Raw genomic sequence first — 19,895 nt, forward strand, 5'->3', positions numbered from 1 at the left:
GGCCGAATGCGCACTTATCTTCCCCAAGGCCGCATTCTTCACGCCACCGTAAGCCGTGAAGCCGACCGGTGGTTCGTGAGCCTCACGGTAGAAGAGGAAGTGCCCGACCCTACTCCACCAAAAGGGCCGGCGGCGGGAGTCGATGTGGGGCTTGAGAGTTTTCTCACGCTGGCCAATGAGGCGGGGAACATCTGGAAACTTGGCGCGCCGAAGCCGCTTCAGAAGATACTTCAGAAGATACTTAAGAAGCTAAAGCGCGAGCAACGGAAACTCTCGCGACGCGGCAAACGAGACCGAAACGGAAAACTTGTAGAGCGCACGAAGAACTACGAAAAGGCGCGCCTTGAACTTGCCAGACTCCACCGCCGGGTTCAAAACATCCGGTTGGACTTCCTCCACAAGCTCACGACCGAACTCGTCCGGACGCATCCGGTGATCGCGATTGAAGATCTAAACGTCGCCGGCATGCTCAAAAATGACCGCCTTGCCCGGCACATTGCCGACGTCGGCTGGAGCACCTTCCGGACGCTCCTCGAGGCGAAAGCCAAGCTTCGGGGAGTGCGGATGGTGAAGGTAAACCGCTTTGAGCCGACGTCGAAGACGTGTTCTGTCTGCGGGTCCGTACTTTCTGAGCTTCCGCTTTCTGTCCGAGCGTGGACGTGTCCGGTGTGCGGCACACGCCACGACCGAGACGAAAACGCGGCGAAGAACCTGCTCAAATTTGCCCTGGCAGTCGGCGCGTAGACTGCCCTACCGCGAGTTCCGCGGGAAGTTACGCCTGTGGAGAGGAGCTATGCGGCGGAACGGGAAATCCGGTCTACGAGCACCTCCTCGTGGAAGCAGGAAGCACTCGGGGCATTTGCCCATGTGTTGCGGAACGGTACCATCGCCTGTCCTTCGGTGGGATACCCTTAGCCTCCTTCGGGGTAGCGAATTGGATAGATCTCGTATACCTCGCGGGCAAAGATTCCGTGGTGTTCCTCCCCGGGAATTTTTTGCGACAATAGGTCCGGGTGCCTAGCTGAGGATTCGACTTGCTCCGGGGGTACGGGAAACTTGTGGGCGGTTGTTTTCGATTTGGACGGCGTCCTCGTAGATACGGCGAAACTCCACGCCGAGGCATGGAGGCGCCTCGCCGGGGAACTCGGGATCTCCCTTTCCGAGGAGTTTCTCCGTTCGCTTCGGGGTCTGAACCGCATGGACTCCCTCGACCGTATCCTCGAGTGGGGTGGGCGGACGGAAGTGGGGCCTGCGGAGCGAGAACGCCTTGCCGAGCGGAAAAATCGGTGGTACGTGGAAAGCCTCGAACATCTAACTCCGCGCGACGTGCTTCCCGGAGTCGTCGAGCTTCTCGACGGACTTGCCTTCTATAGGGTTCCCGTGGCAGTGGCTTCTTCGAGCAAGAATGCGCGCTTGGTGCTCGAGCGCACCGGATTGGCGAAGCGCTTTTCCGTCGTCGTCGATGGGAATGCGGTGCTTCGGGCAAAGCCGGACCCGACGATCTTCCTCGAGGCTTTCCGTCGGCTCGGCGTTTTCCCGCAGGACGGAGTCGTCGTCGAGGATGCGGCATCCGGAGTAGAGGCCGCCCGCCGCGCAGGAGCACGCGTCGTCGGGGTTGGTCGACCGGAAGAACTCCCCGGAGCAGATCTCGTGGTTTCGGACTTGCGCGAACTCACCGTAGCTCGCCTCAAGGCGTTGGTAGATTCCGCCGCGCCCTGAACACGTTCGGTGGAGAGATTGGCGATTTTGCGGATGTCCCTGCCCTTACGGAAAGAAGCCGTGTGGGCAGTAGAGATTGCTTGAGGAGGGACAGAAGATGAAGGGGAGGGTACGCCGCGTCGTCGGCGTAGGTCTCATCGTCGTAGGAGTGCTCGTCCTCGGGTACGCTGCTGTGGCGAAGTGGTTAGGCGCGCGCGAGCTTGCGCCCTGGCGCGAGGCGGCAGACGAAGTGGAAAGGGAGGTTCCCGCAGGGGCGCTTACCGGAGACGTGGGTTCTCCCCCGTGCCTCACCCTCCCGCCCAAGCTCCAGGAAAACCTCAACACGCCGGGCGTCGTTGCCGCCCTCTACCTCACCAAGACGAAGGAACTCATTCCAATTCGCAAGGCGGCGACGATTCGAGAAGCGGAAAAGCTCCAGACCGCCGCGGGCATCATCCCGTGGGAGACCCTTCGCACGTGGAGCGGTAGGTGGGACGAGGAAGGAATCAACGTTGGCCTTGCGGGGCACGCGACGGCGCTCTACGCGGCGGTATTCAACCGCCTCGAGGAATACGCGGTAGGGGATTCGTTCCTCGTGTTTACCCGCGAGGGCGCCTTCGCGTACCGCGTATTCGACGTGCGCGTGGTAAAGGACACGGAAGGTTGGGTACTCGATCCCGTGCCGGGCAAGACGGTCGTCACGCTTGTGACGTGTACGCCCAAAGGAGCCGTTCGTCCCGACCGACTGATCGTCCGCGGAGAACTCGTTCGCACCTACGGGGCAGGAGAGTGCCCGACGACCGACGGGAGGTAGTTCGGTCAAAGCAAAAACTCCGGCGGATTCCCGTCTGAGAGGGAAGCTTCCCCTACTTGGGAAAAGAGCTTAGCGCTCCCTAAACTACTTCGGGCAGGGGAGGATAGATCAACTTGCGCCCCTGCTTGAAGAGGGGCAGCGGCAGTTGTACGGCTTTCGAGGGGTGAAGAATCCCTCTTTCGGACAAAGCGGCGTGGGCGCGGCAAAGCCGTAACGGGTTGGGTGCACTGGGTATGTGTCAATTTTGTTGCATAGGTCAACCTTGGGATTTATTGACGGGATATTCGTACCTGTGCTATCTTTACCTCAATGCCGGAGTTACCCTGATTCGGGATTTCGCCAAACCCAAAAGCTTAGCGCAGGAGACGAAGTCGAGGAGGCGAGTGAACGAAACGGGAGATTGAACGGCGCAGGAGGGAGGGTCGTGGGAAGCCCCTCAGAGAAGCGAGTCCTAGGCCAGGAACCGGCGTTCCTGGCGGCGGATGAGGAGATCGCGGAGGTGCTCGGCGATTGGGTAGGATCCTTTGTATAAATAGTTAAGATTAACGCAAAAATAAGTAATAATTGCCGCCGTTTTGTTAAAACAAGGCGGTAACCTGGAATATGAACATTAAAATAGTTATTTTACAGTTTTTGCGAATGGAGCGCCGATCTATCCCTCATTTTTTGAAAGCTTTTTCCCCTTACTTGGCAGATAAACCTTTATTTCACCTTTTCTATCGTGTAATTGAGGTTCTCATGAGTAGCGCGCTGGTTCTTTTTTTGGTGATTCGTGCGAGCGATGGGTGGGGGCCGGGCGTAGCGGGGACGGCACTCCTTGTTTTTTATACCTATACCTTTCTTTTTTCAGCTATTTCAATACGTCCGGATATATTGCAAAGAGAATATAATTTTTCTTTTTATCGTATGAGCCGGACCAGCGATGAATCGCTTTACCGCAGCGTGCTGTGGGTGGACGTTGCGGCCCGCTGGCTGTATCATCTTCCCCGCCGCCTCCCTTTTATGGTCGGGTCGATGAGCGTCATGGGGATGCGGGCCATCCCGCTCATGATGCTCGGTGATGCGTTGGCCCTTGCTGCCTACATGCATCGGGCGACGCGGGGGCTGGGAGAAACCGCAGGGCTTCAAACGCTGCGGGCGGTACTCAAAGGCATCCTGGAACGGGGAATCGTTGGCCTTTTTGCTTATGGGATAGGGGTTTTGACTGCCCGTTTCCTTGAAATCATCCGAGGGGTTACGCTGCATCGGGGGATTTCGCTCGAGACGTGGCTTGCGGCCGAGGCGGCCGTTCGCTCCGAAGTGAGGCGCTTCCTTGAAGCGTTTTCTCTTTCACCTTCCGCCGTGACGGCGTTTGTGGAGGGGCCGATGTGGATCGGGGCGCTTCTCTTCGTCCCGGGACTGGTGCTTCTTGCCGTCTTTTATTCCACGCGATTTCAGATCGAGCCCGCTGTAAAGACATTTCGGATGCCGCGCCTGATCGTTGAACGATGCTTGTCGGTAGAGAGGAGCTCGCATCGGCTCGAGGGAGCGTTCGTTTTGGACCGGCTCCGGCTGCTTCGTCGTCAGGACCGGCTCGCTCATCCCTGGTGGATGTGGGGAGTACCGACGGGTTTTGTTGCCGCTTTGGCCTTTGTCTTGCCGGTCCTTCAGCTGGCCCACAACCCGTATGCGCGTGCGTTTTTGTTCTTCATTGTTTTTTTCTTTGCTTTGCGAAGCGTGGCCGATGAAATTCAGTTTTATTTTCAGGATGTCTTCTACTATCGCTCTGATCTTCGTCGTCTTCCACTTTATCATCTTCTCGGAGTGGAGCGGCTGGAGACGTTTTTGCGGAGCAAGATGGAACTTCTCTCATGCCTCGTGCGGCGCATCGCCGGAGTGCCGCTCGTGATTCTGGGGACTGTGGCGTTCATTTTTCTCGGGGTTCATACGGTAATCCTCGGAGTAGTTGCCGCGTTAGTATTTCACATTTTTCTCAAGGGCGCCGTGTTCTTGGCCGCATCATTTCCGTATCGGAGGTTTTTGCTGGCATTTCAATTGAAAGAGTTTCGCCTTCGTCCACCGGAGGAAGAGCGTATTGAAGAGCATATGTTCCAAATCGTTGTTGACTACCCCCAAAGAGTGCTCGTCTATGCTTCGATCCTCGGAAGCCTGATCGTCGCCATGTTCGGGCTTGTTCGGGGTGCGGGGTGGCTCGTTTACGGATTGGCCTTCTTTGGGATCTGGACGCTGTTTTTGATGACCCGGTACCGGGAGGCCTTTGGGGTTACCCCGGAACGGGAAAAGTGGGCGTCGCTTTCATTCTGGCTTTCGGCGACCGGGGCGTCGCTTTTCGTCTTTGGGATTGGAGTCGTGGGAGGGTTTGCAGTTAGCGGCGGTTTGGGAGAGATCATCGGCGCTTTCGGTTCGATTGTATCTCCTTCTCTCTCATGGGAAACGATCCTCTTCAACAATGCTCGGGTGGCACTTTTGCTCTTTGCTTTGGGACTGGTGAGCTTTGGCTTTGGTGCGCTCCTCGTTCTCCTCTTCCAAGGCTTTGTGCTCGGGGGGAGCGTGCGCATCGCGGTGGACGCTGTCGGCTGGGAGTTGGTGTTCCGGAAGATTTTGCCCCATGCTTTTTTAGAGATCGCGGCTGTAAGCCTCATCGCCGGCGCTTCCTTCACTGGATTGCGTGTACTCCGATCCATTCGGCGAGAGGGAAGGATCTCCGGTGAGCTTCTTAGAACTTGGCTTCAGGAAGTCGCGTGGGCTCTCTTGCTCGGGGCGATCCTTCTCACCGTGGCAGCGTTCGTGGAAGCGTATGTTTCTTCTCGGGGGTGAGGGAAGGCATGTCAGGACAGCGTCATCTGCTTGTTCTTCGGGATCTTGTCTTTTCTTACACGACCGACGGAAGTCCGCCGCTTTTTGACGGACTGAACTTTGAGATCGCTCAGGGAGAAAAAATTCTTCTCGTTGGGCCGAACGGGGCCGGCAAGACGACGCTCCTGAATCTGCTGGCTGGTCTGCTTGAGTCCTACCGCCCTCGCTATCAGGCATTCTGGGCGGGGAAGCCGGTTCGCCTACAGGAAATTCGTCCCGAGATCGCCTATGCGCCGGATGAAGATTATCTTTTCGACGAGCTTACGGCCGAGGAGCACATCGAGGTGTTTCGGGCGCTCTGGACGGTTCAGCCGACGTACCGAAGCGATGTGCTGGATCTGCTCCGGCGATTCGGGCTGGCCGAGATCACAAAGCCAGTGGGACGGTACTCCCGCGGCATGCGTCGGAAGCTCTTCCTGTCTCTCATCCTCGCCCGCCGCGCCTCGCTTTGTCTTTTGGATGAGCCATTCAACGCGCTCGATCAGCAAAGCATCGAGGCGCTCATTTCCTTCATCGAGATGAACCCGGGCGCGTGCGTGCTTGTCGCGCATCGGCCGCCGGAGGCCCTTCGGATGGACCGCGTCATCGATATACGAACTTTCACGCGATCTGACGCTTCTTCTACCCGAGAGTGAATTCAGAAAGGAGAATGGACATCATGAAAAGTCTCTTCGTTTCCTTCTTGTTATACGTCCCGTTCATCGTGATCGCGCTTATTTTGAAGTTCTACGGGATTACGTCGCCTTACGTCGTCGAACTGCTTATCGCCGGTATCTTCATCGTTGGTGCCATGGAGCGGCGACGCCATTTACGGCGCTAACCATGACTTGTCTTTGGTAAGCTAAGTAAACAGAGAGACATAAGGATCTTTCGATGTTAGTTTGGCGGGGCCAGGATGGTGAAGCGGCCGAAGGCGTGGCGGTGGGAGCGATCGAGGGCAAGTGTTTCACCATGTGGCACGACGGATGAATCGGCATGAAGCATGGACCCGGCAACTGGCTCGAGTGGCCGGGGAAGGCTTGAGATCCATTTGTCGGCACTGAAAGGCTCTACAGAGACCGGCCGCGGGTCAAACAGATGCTGCGTGAGTTGGCCCGAGCGGAGTAACGGTTGTGGTGAAGAGAACCGGTGCCAGTGAGGTCTTTGCTTACCGAACGTTGACACACACCAATTTCGTCACACTTTTTGACACAAAATATACACAAAATGTTATTTAACACCACTTTACGGGATATTACCGCTGTTGATAACATACAATTGGGAGGTTACATGCATTCCAAGGGAGAAAGGAGAATAAAAAATGGCCGTAACTTTGTAGACAAGCGGTGGCTCTTTGTTCTCCTCTTCTAAAACAAATGTCCAGACCGTTTCAGCTGCTTACAGCAATGCTATTGCAATTTCTAAAGGAAGCACAAAGTCAGCGACAGCAAGTCAGGATCGTTTAGAAATTTCCCGAGAAGCAAAGCAACTTTTCGCAGCCAAGCAGAATACCTCGAATTCTTGGGTGAATACTGTAAGAATCTGGTTACAGCAGCCGGTGGAATGGTTAAAAAAGGCGGGGAGCTTTGCGCTTGAAGCCGCCGAAGCAGGGCTTAACTTTCTGGTACTCGATGATATTCGCGCCCTTTTTAATCCCAATGTCAGCAATACGGACAAAATTCTTTCTTTGATTTCACTCTTTCCCGCGGGGAAAGTGACGAAAGCCGGAAAGTTATATGCGTTACTAAAAAAATACGGCAAAGGAGAAATGGTTGATGCTTTATCTAAGATGGGCAATGTATTAAAATACAACCGTAAAGCCGTTTTGATGGAAGGTAATTCAAAAGAAGGATGGAAGCACATTGTAGAAAATCATATCATTGGAAAACCTGGAAAGTCACTGTTTCCAAAGCATATGGGAGAAGTGCAGATTAAAAATTTAATCATAGAGAGCGTGGAGAAAGGTAGTGTTTTCAAGAAACAAAGAGATGGCGCCATAGTAGTGTATTTGTATAGACTAAATAAGTATGGAATCAGTGAAATGCTTACGGTCGTTGATAGCAACGGAATAATTCGTACTTCTTTTCCAACCAAGGGTACAAGTGTTTTTAGAAAAAAATAAGGAGGTGTGTTACATGTCTATCAAGATTTTGCTTTATGATTGGGAAGAAGACCTAAGATCAGGTTATTTTCGTGGTTTTTTCAGTAGCGAGATGCACATGATAATTAATAATGGATCAGAACAACTTACTTTTGAAGTTGCTACAGCCCACAGTTCGGCGTTAATTTACATTGCAGATCAGCTTGCTAAAATGCTGAAAATTAATGGAAATTATTCCTTTAAAGTTTTAGGCTTTGGTTCTATTTACGATTGTGTTATCACTTCTTTGAACGATAAAATTAGAATTGATCTTGTTGATATATCTACCGACGAAGCAGAAGAAAGCATTTTATATGACAAAATTAAGTTTGCGCGAGATTATGTTCAGGCCTTAAAAAGTTACTTGAAATGTGCTGAGCATATAAACCCAAGGATCAGGGACGACGAGACGTTTAAACTTATCGATCAGTTTATGAAAAAACTAGAAAATGTTATTACAATGGAATAGCCTTCGAGATATCTCGAAATGCAAAAACAGCCTTGACTACGTGACGGGTGGGCGTTGTCTATGGCAGCGTCGAGGACCAGTTTGGGGTCTCTGTCCTCAAGCCAGGGGTGTTGGCTGGCATCTATACTTGAGGGTGCGGAAGGCGCGTTCGACTCGCCGGAGATCCTTGTATCCCCACACCGCTTCTCGCGGGATCGGGCACCGGGCGGTTCTTCCAGGTGGAGGCATCTATGAGCTGGTGGATAAAACCAATATCCTGTGCCCAGAGGTAGTGAAGACCATCTCCATCCATCCCGACGGCAGCGTGAAGGTCTGCTGTGGTCAGTCCATGTTCGAACACAGCAACCTCACAATCGGCAACCTGCTCGAGGTTTCCCTGCCCGAATTGATCGAGGAGGTTCCCTTGCCCGAATTAATTGAGGCCGCTCGCCATAACCTCATGTACTGGTGGATTCACATCCTCGGACCTAAGCGGATTCTGGATAGGATCGGTGTCTCGGGCCACTACACGAGCTTCTGCCACGTCTGCCAGGTGCTGTTCACCCGGTACCGGGATCAGGCGATTCAGTACCTGATCGAGCATCGGGACGAAGTGCTGATGAAGGACGTCCTCATGAGCGACGTGATCCCGCTTCAGCTCAAGGCTGTGGCGGAACGGAAGGTGAAGCTCCCCAATGCTTGAGGTCCGCTCGGTCACGGTAGGATACAGATCTCGAACCGTGCTGCACGAGATCGAGCTCAACCTTGGTCCGGGATTTCATGTGCTTCTGGGCCCGAACGGCGCTAGTTCATTTTGGGGCGCTGACTCGGTTTCGTTTTGGCCATATGGCCCAAGCCAAGTGTCCCGTTGACCGGTCATTTTTTCATGCTATCCTGATTGTAAATTCCGTCAAACCTAAAAACTTAGCGCAGAAGACGGAGTCGAGGAGGCGAGTGAACGAAAAGATCGAACTTCCGAAGGTGTGGGAGCCGGACCCGAACGCCGCTGCCGCTGTTCAGGAACTTTTCGGCGGGCGCTTTGGTGAGATGTCGACACTCATGAACTATACGATCCAGTCGTTTAATTTCCGCCTGGCGCGGCGAGCATCCGGATGGCGGGGCACTCATCGTGAAGGAAGGCCCGCCTCCCGGCGGACCCATCCCCGAGCTCCCGGATCTTCCGGAGAGCTTTGCGCCGAAATACGACCCCGAAGCGCTCGCTGAGATGATCCAGTTCCTGTTGAAGAAAAAACAGACGTAGTCCGCGGCGGAGCCCCGTCACGCCCTACACGCTCTGAGCCGGCCGTAAGCCGGCTTGTTTGTTTTGCCCAATTCCTGGCAGGAGTGTCCCTAGTTTGATTCCGCCCAAATAAAAAAACGCCGATGTACGGCGCTTTTCTCGGCTTGGGGAATGGAGCGGGTGACGGGAATCGAACCCGCGTTTCCAGCTTGGGAAGCTGGTGTTCTACCATTGAACTACACCCGCGTGCGACGATAAATATACTACGCGGGCCGTTCGTTGTCAAGGGGGCCCCTTCCTTCTCAGGCGACGCCCTTCTTTGCCGTGCGAGGTGCCCGTGTCCGACGGTTTCCGATATTTCTTTCGGGTTGTTCCGTATAGAATACCTCATATAAGATGTCGCCGTAGATCCGGGGACATCGCATCGTGAGGGGGAGGGAAGATGACAGAAGGAGAGTCGAGGGTCGGGGGAAAATTTACACGCGACGAGCGCTGGCTTGTGGTGCGTATTGAAGAGGAGGACCTCCGCGAAGGCGATCGACTGGACGAGGTGCTGCGTCGCGTCTTACATTTGTCCGGAAGACAGATTCAGCGCCTCGTCCAGAGCGGAGGATTGCGTAGGGGGAAGGCGCGAATATCCTCTGCCCTGCGCATCCGTCCGGGAGAGGAGATCGCGGTACGACTTTTTCCTTTCGAGGAATACGGAGTCGACCCTGAAGACATCCCCCTGCGGATCCTCTACGAGGACGACCACTACCTCGTCGTGGACAAACCTCCGGGGATTCTCGTACACCCGATTCGTCCGGGGATGCGGGGGACGCTCGCGGCCGCTGTGGCCCACCACTTTGCGACGATCGGCCTCCGTTCCCGCGTGCGGCCGGTGCACCGCCTCGATCGGGACACCTCAGGCGTAATCGTCTTTGCCAAACATGCCTGGGCGCATGCCCGGTTGGACGCTCTCTTTCGCGCGAGTGCGGTGCGGAAGACGTATCTGGCGGTGGTTTCCGGCGTTCCCGATCCCGCCGAACAGACCATAGAGCTCCCCCTTTCGCGGCGACCCGGGCGCGACGGAAAGATCGCCGTCGACGCGCGTGGCCTCTTCGCCCGTACGGTCGTGCGCGTACGCGAGGCGTTGGGGGAACGGGCGTCGCTCGTCGAAGCGGTGCCGGAAACCGGAAGGACGCACCAAATCCGTGTGCACCTCTCGGCCTTGGGCCACCCCATTTGGGGGGATCGCCTGTACGGCGGACCGCGCGTCGGTATTTCGCGGCAGGCTTTGCATGCCGAATCCCTCGAATTCCTGCACCCCTTTACGGGAGAGCCTAAGGCATTCCGTGCACCGGTTCCGGAAGACATCCGGCGGCTCACGGAACTTTTGCGTTCCGAAACGATGTAATCGTACGGTACACTGTTGGGGGCCGGCGCGCGGCCGGTCCGCGTTTCCTTTGGAAAAACTAGGAGTCCTCGATGCGTCGAACGATCCGTCGAAGCGAAAGGAGATTTCGCGGTGAACGAACACCTTCGGGGGGCTTTCGCCGTCGTTCTCGCCGCATCCCTCTACGGGGCGTTGAGCCCGCTCGTGCGCCTTTCCTACGAAGGTGGGGCGACGTTCGCAGACGTGACGCTCGCCCAGCTCGGGGTTGGCGCGCTATTCCTCTGGGTTTTTGGTCCCCGCCGCTACCCCTGGCAGGTTCCCGGAGGGATTCGGGCGGTCGTCCCCTATGTTCTTTTGGGAATCGTAGGCGTGGCCGGAGTGACCCTCCTGTATACTTCGGCTTTACGCTGGATCCCCGCTTCGCAAGGGCTCATCCTCCTCTTTCAGTACCTCTGGATCGGGCTCCTCCTCGACGTCGCATTCGGCAAGGCGCGTTGGGATCTTCGGAAGCTCGCGGCGGCGGCCTCGGTGCTCGGGGGTGCCGCCATCGCCCTAGAGGTGTGGAATTTTCGCCCCGAATCTGGTCAACTCATGGGCGTGGTCCTTGGGCTCTTCTCTGCCCTCGGGTACGCCGTGTTTCTCTTTGGGCTTTCCCGTCGCGGCGACTTCGTAGACGTGTGGACGCGGGGGCGCGTCCTCATCACGACGGGATTCTTGACGGCACTGCCGATTCTTCTGGTGTTCTTTCCCGAAGAGGTGTTTGCGACGCCCCTCGACGTCCGAAACGTGACCCTCCTCCTCTTTCAAGGGGTGGCGGGGCAGGTCTTTCCGCCCCTCCTCATGGCCTACGGCGCACCGCGCGTCGGGGCGACGCTCACCACGCTCCTTTCCGCTACCGAGTTGCCCGCAGGCACCCTGCTCGCCATCGTGCTCGTGGGTGAACCCGTGGGGACCTGCGGCTGGGTGGGGGTGGCGATGATCCTTTTGGGCGTCTTCTTTTCCGTGTGGGAAAGTGCCGCCTTGCCGAACGCCTCGCTAATCGAAGATGGGGGGACGGGCAGCGAGGGGAAGGAGTAGGCGCACGAGGCGAGACCCTCGGAAAGGGTCCGGCCGTCACCTTTTTCCGGTTTTTCCGCTCGAAGCTCTGCGGAGAAACCAGCTCCGCCCGGCGAACCGGCCTTCCGGCACGTGAACAGACTTACGCCAAACTTTACAAAAGGTTAACCCCCCGTTCACGGGGGGTTTACACGTGCTTGGTAGGATGGCGAGGTGCGGAGGAAGGTTTTTCAGATGCTTCGAGAGGAGGGAAACGGGTGAACGGCCGCATCCCCCGGTTTGCCGCATTCTTTGCGCTTTTGGTGTACGTGTGGACTTCCCTTGCCCCGGCAGCGTGGGCACAGTCCCCCGCCCCGGAGGAGGGAGGGCTCGTTCGCCTCTTTTCCGAGGACTTCGGTGGGGCGACGAAGGGAAAGTACGCTGCGGGCGAGGTTCGTTTGGACTCTGGGACGTGGTATTTAGACGACGCCCTCCTGGGGAAGGACGACAATCCCGACGGAACGCAAAAGGACAAGCGGGTCGGAGAACGGTCCGTCCGGATCCGCAATTCCGGCAAGCTCGAGATGCGTTTTGACGTGGACGCGCGCGGGCGCGTGCGCGTGGACGTCCTCCACGCGATGTACGGATCCGATCAAGGAGGACGCTGGCGCCTCGAGTATTCTCCGGACAAAGGCGAGACGTGGCGGGCGCTCGGCGAAGAGGTCGCGAGCGGCCCCGACCTCGCCCTCGCCTCGTTTTCCCTCGACCTAGAAGGATTCGTGCGTTTCCGCGTGCTCAAGACGGACGGCTCTACGGACGGAAAGGTGCGCATCAACGTCGCGGAATTTGCTGTCTACACCGGCGCGCCAGGGGAGAATCCACCTTCCTTTGGCCCTCCGGGTGACGGTCAAGACGTCCCTCCGAGAGACCCCACGGCTCCCGATGAAGGAGGGGCATCGCCTCCTTCCGGCGGGAACGGGGACCACCCCGTGAAGCTCCACCTCATCCACACGAATGACATTCACGCCAAAATCGGGGACTTTGCGAAGCTCGCCCGCTACGTGCAGGACGTGCGGGCACACGAGCCGTATACCCTCTTCCTCGACATCGGCGACCAGTTCAGCGGCGACGCCGTCGTCGACCTCCCGAAGGGGAAACCCATGGTCGAACTCATGAATGCCGTTGGTCTCGACGCCATGGTCGTCGGGAACCACGACTTCGACTACGGTCCAGAGGAAACCCAAGCGCGGCGTGCAGAGTCGACCTACCCTTGGCTTGCCGCCAACGTACACGTCGCAGATCCGGCGGCGACACCCCTCACTCCCTTTGTGCCGTACGTCGTCTTCCGCTGGGATTCGGCGGGGCGCGTCGAGCGGATCGTGGGAAATCCTGGCGACCACGACCGCGACTTCGGCCGGGAGACGTCCCGCCTTACCGTAGGCGTCCTCGCCGTGACCCAAGCTCCCCCGGCCACGGCGCCCAAAAACGTCGTCGGACTGGAATTTGAACCGTACATTCCCGCCATCGAACGCTACCTCTGGCTCCGCGACCGTGTAGACGTCCTCATTCTCGCAACGCACGTCGGCTACCCCGACGACCGCCTCCTCGCCGAACACTTCGGTCCCGTATTCGACCTCATCGCCGGGGCGCATAGCCATACGCGCTTGGACAAGCCCGTCTGGGTAAACGGGGTTCCTATCGTCCAGACGGGGGCGCATCTGGAAAACGTCGGCCACACGGTGCTCACCGTAGATCCCGGGGCGCGACGCGTCATCCACGTAGACGGCGAACTCGTCCCCTTGGCTTCCCTCACGGAGGCGGATCCACGGATCCAGGAAATCGTAGACCGTGCCACGGCGGACGTACGCTCCTTTCTCGAGGAGGTCGTCGGCACCTCTCAACGCGGCCTTTCCCAAGCAGGGAAGACGCGCGGGGACACCCCGCTCGGGAACTTCTGGACGGACGCCATGCGCTTTTACCTGCGGGACCTCGATCCGGCGCCGGACATCGCCTTTATGAACGGCGGAGGGATTCGCGGAGACCTCGCCCCCGGTCCGATCACCCGAGGCGACTTGTACCGCATCGAGCCGTTTGCCAACCAACTCACCGTGATCGACCTTCCCGGGCGCGCGTTGGAGGAAATCCTCCGCTACTCGTACACGCGCGACGGCCGGAACACCGTGGACCTTCAGGTGTCCGGGATGCACTACACCCTGGTGACCGACGCACAGGGGAACCTCTTGGACGTGCACATGGAAGTCGGTGGGAAACCCGTAGATCCGGATAGGATCTACCGCGTCGTCGTCCCGGACTACATCGGCACGGGAGGTTCCGGCTACCCCTTCCCACGCTTGGGAGAGATTCGCTTTACGATGGTGGGCCTCGTGACCCAAGCGCTCGAAGAGTACGCACGCCACCTCATGGATACCCGGGGAAGCGTGGACGCGGACAAGGAAGGGAGAATCCGCATCGAGGTTCGGGTGGGCGCCGAAGAACCCGACCTCGTGAGCGTGCGCGCCGTGCGGGAAGCGCCGGAGGGGACGTTGGTCCGCACGCGCGGCGTGGTAACCACTCCCTTGGGCGCCTGGGGCGGGAAGGGCTTTTACCTTCAGGACGATACGGGCGGCATCTACGTGTACCAGACGAATGACGAAGACTTCGGTCCCGGCGACGAGGTAGAGGTCGTGGGGCGGACCAAGGTGTACAACGGCGAGCTCGAGATCGCCGATCCCGTGCGCGTGACACTCGTACGCCGGGGGGCTCCCCTTCCTGCGGCCCGCGTTGTCGCACCGACGCCAGAGGATCTCGCCGCCCATCAGGGGGAGCTCGTCCGGCTCGAAGGCGTGCGCATCGAGAACCTGCGGCAGGCGAACAAGTACGGTAGCTTCGAATTCCTCGCCGCGGGCGCTTCCGGCGCGGGCGTTCTCGTGCGCGTGGACAGCCGCACGGGTCTCGACTACACCCGCTTTACCGAGGGGCTCGGCTTTCGGGAAGGAGACGTGCTGGACGTCGTCGGGATCGCCTCGGTGTACAACGGGACGTACCAACTCAAGCCCCGCGGTGCGGAGGACTTCGTCCGTCGATCCGCGGAAGTTCCCGCTCCACCCGCTCCGCCCGTCGAAGAGTCGCCTCCTAAGGAGGTTCCCGGAGGCGACTTGGATGCGGGGGTTCTTCCTCCTCCCGCAGCGCCTCCGGACCAATCTCCTCCTCCGCAGGAAGGCCCGCGCGAGCGGGTGGCCCACCTCCTAGACCGCCTTCTCGCCCGGTTCATGGAGTCCTTCCGTCTGATTTTCGCCCGGCTCTTTGTACCTGTGGCCCCGTGGTTTTCATTTTTTGCGGGGGGGAAGTAGGGCCCGACAGGGAAGCCTTCGATCCCAAGGCGGCGGGTTTTTCAAAAGCCGAGGGGCTGTACGTCTCCAACCGTTCGGCGCGGGGAGGGAAATTTCCCTCCCCTCGTCCGCTTTTTCCCGGCCTTTTCCCACCGGTTCCCGCTTTGTACGGATTTTCTCGCGCGGTTTGGGGAGGGGGTTCGCCTTCGTGTACAATGAAAGCCAACGCAACGAGGTCGCCGGTGGGAGGTGCGGGGAGAGGTGGAGGTGACGATCAAGGAGATCGCCCGCATCGCGGGCGTTTCGCCGTCTACGGTCTCGCGCGTCCTATCGGGAAACCCGCGGATCAGCCAGGCCACGCGGGAACGGGTGCTCAAGGTCGCCGAAGAACTCGGCTACCACCCCAACCTTCAGGCGCGCTCGCTCGTCGTAAAGCGCGCCGAAGCCGCTGCGGTGATCCTCCCGCGGTCGCGCGACGGAGCCTTTCTCAATCCCTTTTTCCCCGAGGTACTTCGCGGAATCGTGGCGGGTTTGGCGGGGCGGAAGTACGCGATGCTCCTCGTAACGGGGGAGGACGACGCGGAAAAGCGGGACAACGTAACGCGGGCCGTGCGCGGAAGACAGGTGGACGGGGTGATCCTCCTCGAGTCGCGCCGGGACGACCCCCTCATTCCCCGCCTCGTCGAATTGCGGGTCCCTGTGGTCATGATCGGGAGGCCGCCGACGCGGGAAATCGCCTACGTAGACAACGACAACGTCGCCGCCGCAGAGGCGGCGACCGCGTACTTGATCGCCCGCGGCCACCGGGAAATCGCCTTCCTCGGCGGATCGCCCGAATATACCGTCACCCGCGATCGGTTGGAAGGCTACCGCCGCGCCTTGCGCCGGGCGCGGATTCCCGAACAGGCGGAGATCGTCGGGCACGCCGACTTTACGGAAAGCGAGGCGTACCGCGAGGTGGAACGGATTCTCGCCAGGGAGCGCCGGCCCACCGCCTTCGTCGTCGCCGACGATCTCATGGCCCTTGGCGTCCTCGCGCAGGCGCGCGTGCGCGGCCTCGAGGTTCCGCGGGACGTCTCTCTGGTTTCCTTTAACGACACCTTTCTCGCCCGGTTGAGCACGCCGCCCCTCCACTCCGTCAACATCGGGATTTACGAACTCGGGTTTCTCGCCGCACAACTCCTCTTCGAACTCTTGGACGGGGGGGAGCCACGCGGCGAGCTCGTTCCTACGCGGCTTGTGGAGCGCTCGTCCGTAGCCTGCGGTCCGTACGCCCCGAAACCGGTTACGGGAAGTTCCCGGGACAGCGCGGAGAAGGTCGCTTCGGAGGACGCCTCCGAGTTTGAGCGCCCGCAAGCGCCCTGAGGCGCCGGGGTGGTTCGGCAGCCGTCGACGGCTGTACCCCATGCTGTGCCGTTCGGCGGTGTTTTCGACTTGGGGTTCCCCGGGCGGGGGATTCTTCTGAAGACAGGCGTTACCTCGGAAATGGAAACGGGCGCGCAAGACGCAGAATACACGGGAAGGAGGGATTTTTCGTGTCGACGCGGAAGACGTGGTCGGGGTTTCGCCACGCGCCTTACCCGCCTACCGCGTTTCCCGTCTCGGAGACCGTGCTCCGCGTACGCCTGAAGACGCCGCATGGGGTACGGCGTGCGGCCGTCCTCTTCGGCGATCGCTACGCCCCGCAGGACGAGGACCGGCTCGTCCCCATGCGCTTTGCAGGCGAAGGGATGTTCGGTGTGTGGTGGGAGACGGACCTTCCGCTGTCTACGCGCCGCTTTCGCTACGCGTTTTACGTCGAAATAGGCGGTAAGGGGATCTGGTTTGGGGAGGCGGGGATTTCCCCTTCGCGGCGCGAAGCCGGAGTCTTCCAGGTCCCCTACGTGTACGCCGAAGACGTTCCGTCTCCCCCTGCGTGGGCGGCCGATGCCGTCGCATACCAGATCTTTCCCGATCGGTTTGCCGTCGCATCCGGCGGCTTCGAGGGCGCGCCTCGCGGGCGCGCGGCGTGGGGGAGCCCGCCGACGCCTGAGAGCTTCTTCGGTGGAGATCTCGTGGGAATTCGGGAAAAGCTCGACGTCCTCGCCGATCTCGGGGTAAACCTCATCTACCTCACGCCGATCTTCACCGCTCCGTCCAACCACCGCTACGACACGGAGGACTACCTGCAGGTCGATCCCCGCCTCGGGGGAAACGAAGCGCTTCGCGCCCTCGTCGACGCGGCGCACGCCCGCGGGATGCGGATTCTCCTGGACGGCGTGTTCAACCACGCCGGAGAGCGCTTTTTCGCCTTTCGCGACGTCCTCCGCCGCGGGCGGAGTTCTCCGTATGCGGGGTGGTTCTGGTTTCCCGGAGAGTTTCCCGTAGAGGACGGTGTACCCCGGTACGAGACCTTTGCGACGGGCGTGTGGTCGATGCCCAAGCTCAACCTGCTTCACCCCGAGGCGCGGGAGTACTTCCTCCGCGTCGGAGAGAATTGGGTTCGCGAGTTCGGGATCGACGGTTGGCGTCTCGACGTGGCCAACGAAGTTCCCACGTCCTTTTGGCGAGAGTTTCGCCGGCGGGTCAAGGCGGTTCGGCCCGACGCCCTCCTCGTGGGCGAAATCTGGCACGACGCCCTTCCCTGGCTTCGCGGGGACGTCTTCGACGGCGTCACGCACTACCGCTTCCGGGAACTCGCCGTGGCCTTTCTCGCCGAAGGTGGGCTGTCCGCAAGCGAATTTGCCCGCCACCTTCTCGACGCCTATTTTCGGTATCCGTCCGGTGTGTGGCCCGCCCTTTGGAATCTCGTGGAAAGCCACGACACGAAGCGGTTCCTCACTTTGGTGCGCGGCGACCGCCGCCTCTTTCGCCTCGCCGTCTTTCTTCAGATGGCCTTGCCCGGCATGCCCCTTCTGTACTACGGAAGCGAAGTAGGTCTCGAAGGGGGCGACGATCCCGACAACCGACGGACGTACCCGTGGGATCCCGCGGAACAGGACCTCGCCCTTAGGGCTGACGTCCGCCGCCTCGTGCACCTCCGGAGGAAACTCCCGCAGGCGGGTGCGGGAAGCTTCGCCGTCGTCGCTGCCGACGACCTCGCGGAGGCGATCGTCGTCTACCGCCGAGGGGGGTCGTGGAGCGGTCTCTTTGCCTGGACGCGTTCTCCCCGCGACGTCCGGCTCCGAATTTCCTGGCGTGCCTTTCGGCGATACGGGATTTCGCGGGACGAGGTCGTCCACCTCGCGGCGGCGGGTCGGGAGTTTCTGGGAGAAGGGGAGGTTCGCCTGCGCGACCCCGGCTTGGAGCTCGAGCTTTCTCCCTTCGGCCGACTATGGCTTGTATCGGAGGACGGGTGATCGCGAACCCGTTCACCGGTGCCCCCGGCCCTTCCGTGTACCACCACAGCCCGAGGGCACCGCACGGGTTCTCGAGGAGCGGGGAAAATTTTGGAGGTTCTTGACGCGGGAGACGACGCTCCGTATACTTGGTAATGAAAACGTTTGCACTGCCCGGGAACCCAAATACCGCCCTACGGAGGAAGGGGAGGCCGCGCCTTTGCGTGCCGAAATCGTCTCGGTACGTCGAGCCGGCTCGCGGGGGCCGACGTACCTCCGACACGGCTAACGAGGAAAAAACGGGGAAGACTTTCCCGGAGGGTGCGGACGTGAGGCGATCGAGAAGGGGGTAGCGAAGGTGAGACGCGTTGTAAGCGCTTTCTCCGTGCTTGCGTTGTCTGCGTTGCTCGTCCTCGCCGGGTGCGCGGGGAAGGGCGGGACGACGGCCCCTCAAGGAGGGACTGCAGGACCTACGGCAGAGGCGCCGCAGGCGGGAGAACTTCAACCGGAGCCGGGGGCACAGCTCCTCTTCTGGGAATCCGGCGGAGCCGTCGGTGAGTGGGCGAAGTACGTTGCGGAGGAATTTTCCAAGCGCTACGGCGTGCCCGTGACGTATGAAGAGGTCTCGCACGTCGACACCCCAGGCAAGCTCAAGACGGATGGGCCAGCGGGTTTGGGTGCGGACGTGTTTGCGGCGCCGCACGACCACCTGGGCGAACTCGTCGCCGGCGGGCTGATCGAGGAAAATGCCGCGCCTCCGGACTACGCCAAGGATTTCCTTCCGGCGACAATTCAGGGAACCACCTACGAGGGCAAGCTCTGGGGCTACCCGACGGCGATCGAGACGTACGCGCTCATCTACAACAAGGACCTCGTCAAAGAAGTTCCCAAGACTTGGGACGAGCTCCTCGCGCAGGCTAAGGCGCACACCGACGTTCAGAAGAACACCTACGGGTTCATGATGGAGCCGGCGAACTTCTACTTCGCGTACGCCTTTTTCGGCGGATACGGGGGGTACGTCTTCGGCGACCACAACACGAACCCCGCGGACATCGGTCTCAACAACGAAGGCTCCGTAAAGGCCGGCGAGTTCCTCCAGCGCATCCACCGCGAAGTCCTTCCCCTCAAGGTCGAGGACGTGACCTACGACGCCAAGGAAGGGCTCTTCAAGTCCGGGAAACTCATGTACAACGTGAACGGGCCGTGGGCGGTGGACGACTACCGGAAGGCCAACGTGAACTTCGGCGTAGCACCGCTTCCCCTTCTCGACAACGGCAATCACCCCACGAGCTTTTCGGGGATTCGCGCCCTCTACGTGAACGCCTACACGAAGTACCCGAAGGCAGCGGCGCTCTTCGCGCAGTTTGCGACGAGCGAGGAGATGCTCCTCAAGCTCTACGAGATGACGGGGATGCTCCCCGCACGCGCTTCGCTCTTGCAAAACCCCGAAATCCAGGGGAACGAGGCGGTCCGGGGATTCCTCGAGCAGGCACAGTACGCCGTGCCCATGCCGAACATCCCGCAGATGAGCGCCGTGTGGACCCCCATGTCTTCGGCGCTGACGACCATCTGGAACGATAACGCAAACGTAAAGCAGGCGCTCGACGCGGCGGTGAAGCAGATCCGAGACGCCGTTCAGGCGCAATCGTCCGGAAGGTGACAAG

15 protein-coding genes, 1 tRNA gene and 1 pseudogene are annotated in these 19,895 nt (G+C 59.6%); 16 read left to right on the plus strand and 1 reads right to left on the minus strand.

Going from position 1 to position 19,895, the window contains the following annotated elements; translation table 11 throughout:
* The 10 genes and pseudogenes from C7438_RS06370 to C7438_RS09565 form a co-directional block, all read left to right on the plus strand.
* Positions 1–744, plus strand: a 744-nt coding sequence (locus C7438_RS06370; RefSeq protein ID WP_147402004.1) for an RNA-guided endonuclease TnpB family protein, incomplete at its 5' end; no start/stop codon positions are given.
* 312 nt (positions 745–1,056) lie between these two features.
* Positions 1,057–1,719, plus strand: coding sequence for a beta-phosphoglucomutase (gene pgmB / locus C7438_RS06375; RefSeq protein ID WP_121444547.1), 663 nt, complete (start codon positions 1,057–1,059; stop codon positions 1,717–1,719).
* 97 nt (positions 1,720–1,816) lie between these two features.
* Positions 1,817–2,512, plus strand: a complete 696-nt coding sequence (locus C7438_RS06380) for a sortase (RefSeq protein WP_121444548.1) — start codon at positions 1,817–1,819, stop codon at positions 2,510–2,512.
* A 603-nt stretch (positions 2,513–3,115) separates the two neighbouring features.
* The gene (locus tag C7438_RS06385) at positions 3,116–5,329 is read left to right on the plus strand and encodes a stage II sporulation protein M (protein ID WP_121444549.1); all 2,214 of its coding nucleotides are present in this window, start codon (positions 3,116–3,118) and stop codon (positions 5,327–5,329) included.
* Between the two features lie 8 nt (positions 5,330–5,337).
* Entirely contained in the window at positions 5,338–6,003 is a 666-nt protein-coding gene (locus tag C7438_RS06390) for an ABC transporter ATP-binding protein (protein WP_121444550.1), read from the plus strand.
* A gap of 698 nt (positions 6,004–6,701) precedes the next feature.
* The gene (locus C7438_RS09045) at positions 6,702–7,469 is read left to right on the plus strand and encodes a hypothetical protein (protein ID WP_147402005.1); all 768 of its coding nucleotides are present in this window, start codon (positions 6,702–6,704) and stop codon (positions 7,467–7,469) included.
* 13 nt (positions 7,470–7,482) lie between these two features.
* Positions 7,483–7,956, plus strand: coding sequence for a ribonucleoside-triphosphate reductase (locus C7438_RS06395; RefSeq protein ID WP_121444551.1), 474 nt, complete (start codon positions 7,483–7,485; stop codon positions 7,954–7,956).
* On the plus strand, positions 7,937–8,638 hold the full coding sequence (locus tag C7438_RS09715) for an SPASM domain-containing protein (RefSeq protein ID WP_434963946.1): 702 nt from the start codon (positions 7,937–7,939) through the stop codon (positions 8,636–8,638). Before C7438_RS06395 ends, C7438_RS09715 begins: the two co-directional genes overlap by 20 nt.
* Before the next feature lie 251 nt (positions 8,639–8,889).
* Positions 8,890–9,027: pseudogene (locus C7438_RS09495) on the plus strand (manganese catalase family protein); the annotation flags it as partial.
* 37 nt (positions 9,028–9,064) lie between these two features.
* A complete protein-coding gene (locus C7438_RS09565) occupies positions 9,065–9,196 on the plus strand; it encodes a hypothetical protein (RefSeq protein WP_289626241.1) in 132 nt (43 codons plus the stop codon).
* A 151-nt stretch (positions 9,197–9,347) separates the two neighbouring features.
* Here the strand turns inward: C7438_RS09565 and C7438_RS06410 are convergent.
* Positions 9,348–9,421 (minus strand) — tRNA-Gly (locus C7438_RS06410).
* 196 nt (positions 9,422–9,617) lie between these two features.
* On the opposite strand from C7438_RS06410, the gene C7438_RS06415 reads away from it, so the two are divergent.
* The 6 genes from C7438_RS06415 to C7438_RS06440 all read left to right on the plus strand — a co-directional run bounded on the left by C7438_RS06415 (position 9,618) and on the right by C7438_RS06440 (position 19,891).
* Entirely contained in the window at positions 9,618–10,571 is a 954-nt protein-coding gene (locus C7438_RS06415; protein ID WP_121444553.1) for an RluA family pseudouridine synthase, read from the plus strand.
* Between the two features lie 111 nt (positions 10,572–10,682).
* Complete coding sequence (locus C7438_RS06420; protein ID WP_121444554.1) at positions 10,683–11,627, plus strand: DMT family transporter; 945 nt, start codon at positions 10,683–10,685, stop codon at positions 11,625–11,627.
* Between the two features lie 236 nt (positions 11,628–11,863).
* The gene (locus tag C7438_RS06425) at positions 11,864–14,935 is read left to right on the plus strand and encodes a 5'-nucleotidase C-terminal domain-containing protein (RefSeq protein ID WP_121444555.1); all 3,072 of its coding nucleotides are present in this window, start codon (positions 11,864–11,866) and stop codon (positions 14,933–14,935) included.
* Between the two features lie 240 nt (positions 14,936–15,175).
* The gene (locus C7438_RS06430; protein WP_289626238.1) at positions 15,176–16,279 is read left to right on the plus strand and encodes a LacI family DNA-binding transcriptional regulator; all 1,104 of its coding nucleotides are present in this window, start codon (positions 15,176–15,178) and stop codon (positions 16,277–16,279) included.
* Between the two features lie 170 nt (positions 16,280–16,449).
* A complete protein-coding gene (locus tag C7438_RS06435; RefSeq protein WP_121444557.1) occupies positions 16,450–18,252 on the plus strand; it encodes a glycoside hydrolase family 13 protein in 1,803 nt (600 codons plus the stop codon).
* A gap of 337 nt (positions 18,253–18,589) precedes the next feature.
* Positions 18,590–19,891 carry a sugar ABC transporter substrate-binding protein gene (locus C7438_RS06440; protein ID WP_121444558.1) on the plus strand — a complete coding sequence of 434 codons (1,302 nt, stop codon included), beginning with the start codon at positions 18,590–18,592 and terminating at the stop codon, positions 19,889–19,891.
* Positions 19,892–19,895: the final 4 nt, after the last annotated feature.

It is taken from the genome of Brockia lithotrophica (assembly GCF_003633725.1).
Lineage (GTDB): Bacteria > Bacillota > Bacilli > Thermicanales > DSM-22653 > Brockia > Brockia lithotrophica.

What these genes read in the sequence shown, in the direction of transcription:
- C7438_RS06380 (WP_121444548.1), top strand. Translation starts at nt 1,817, where the DNA reads ATGAAGGGGAGGGTACGCCGCGTCGTCGGCGTAGGTCTCATCGTCGTA.
- C7438_RS06385 (WP_121444549.1), top strand. Translation starts at nt 3,116, where the DNA reads ATGAACATTAAAATAGTTATTTTACAGTTTTTGCGAATGGAGCGCCGA.
- C7438_RS06390 (WP_121444550.1), top strand. Translation starts at nt 5,338, where the DNA reads ATGTCAGGACAGCGTCATCTGCTTGTTCTTCGGGATCTTGTCTTTTCT.
- C7438_RS06395 (WP_121444551.1), top strand. Translation starts at nt 7,483, where the DNA reads ATGTCTATCAAGATTTTGCTTTATGATTGGGAAGAAGACCTAAGATCA.
- C7438_RS09715 (WP_434963946.1), top strand. Translation starts at nt 7,937, where the DNA reads ATGTTATTACAATGGAATAGCCTTCGAGATATCTCGAAATGCAAAAAC.
- C7438_RS06415 (WP_121444553.1), top strand. Translation starts at nt 9,618, where the DNA reads ATGACAGAAGGAGAGTCGAGGGTCGGGGGAAAATTTACACGCGACGAG.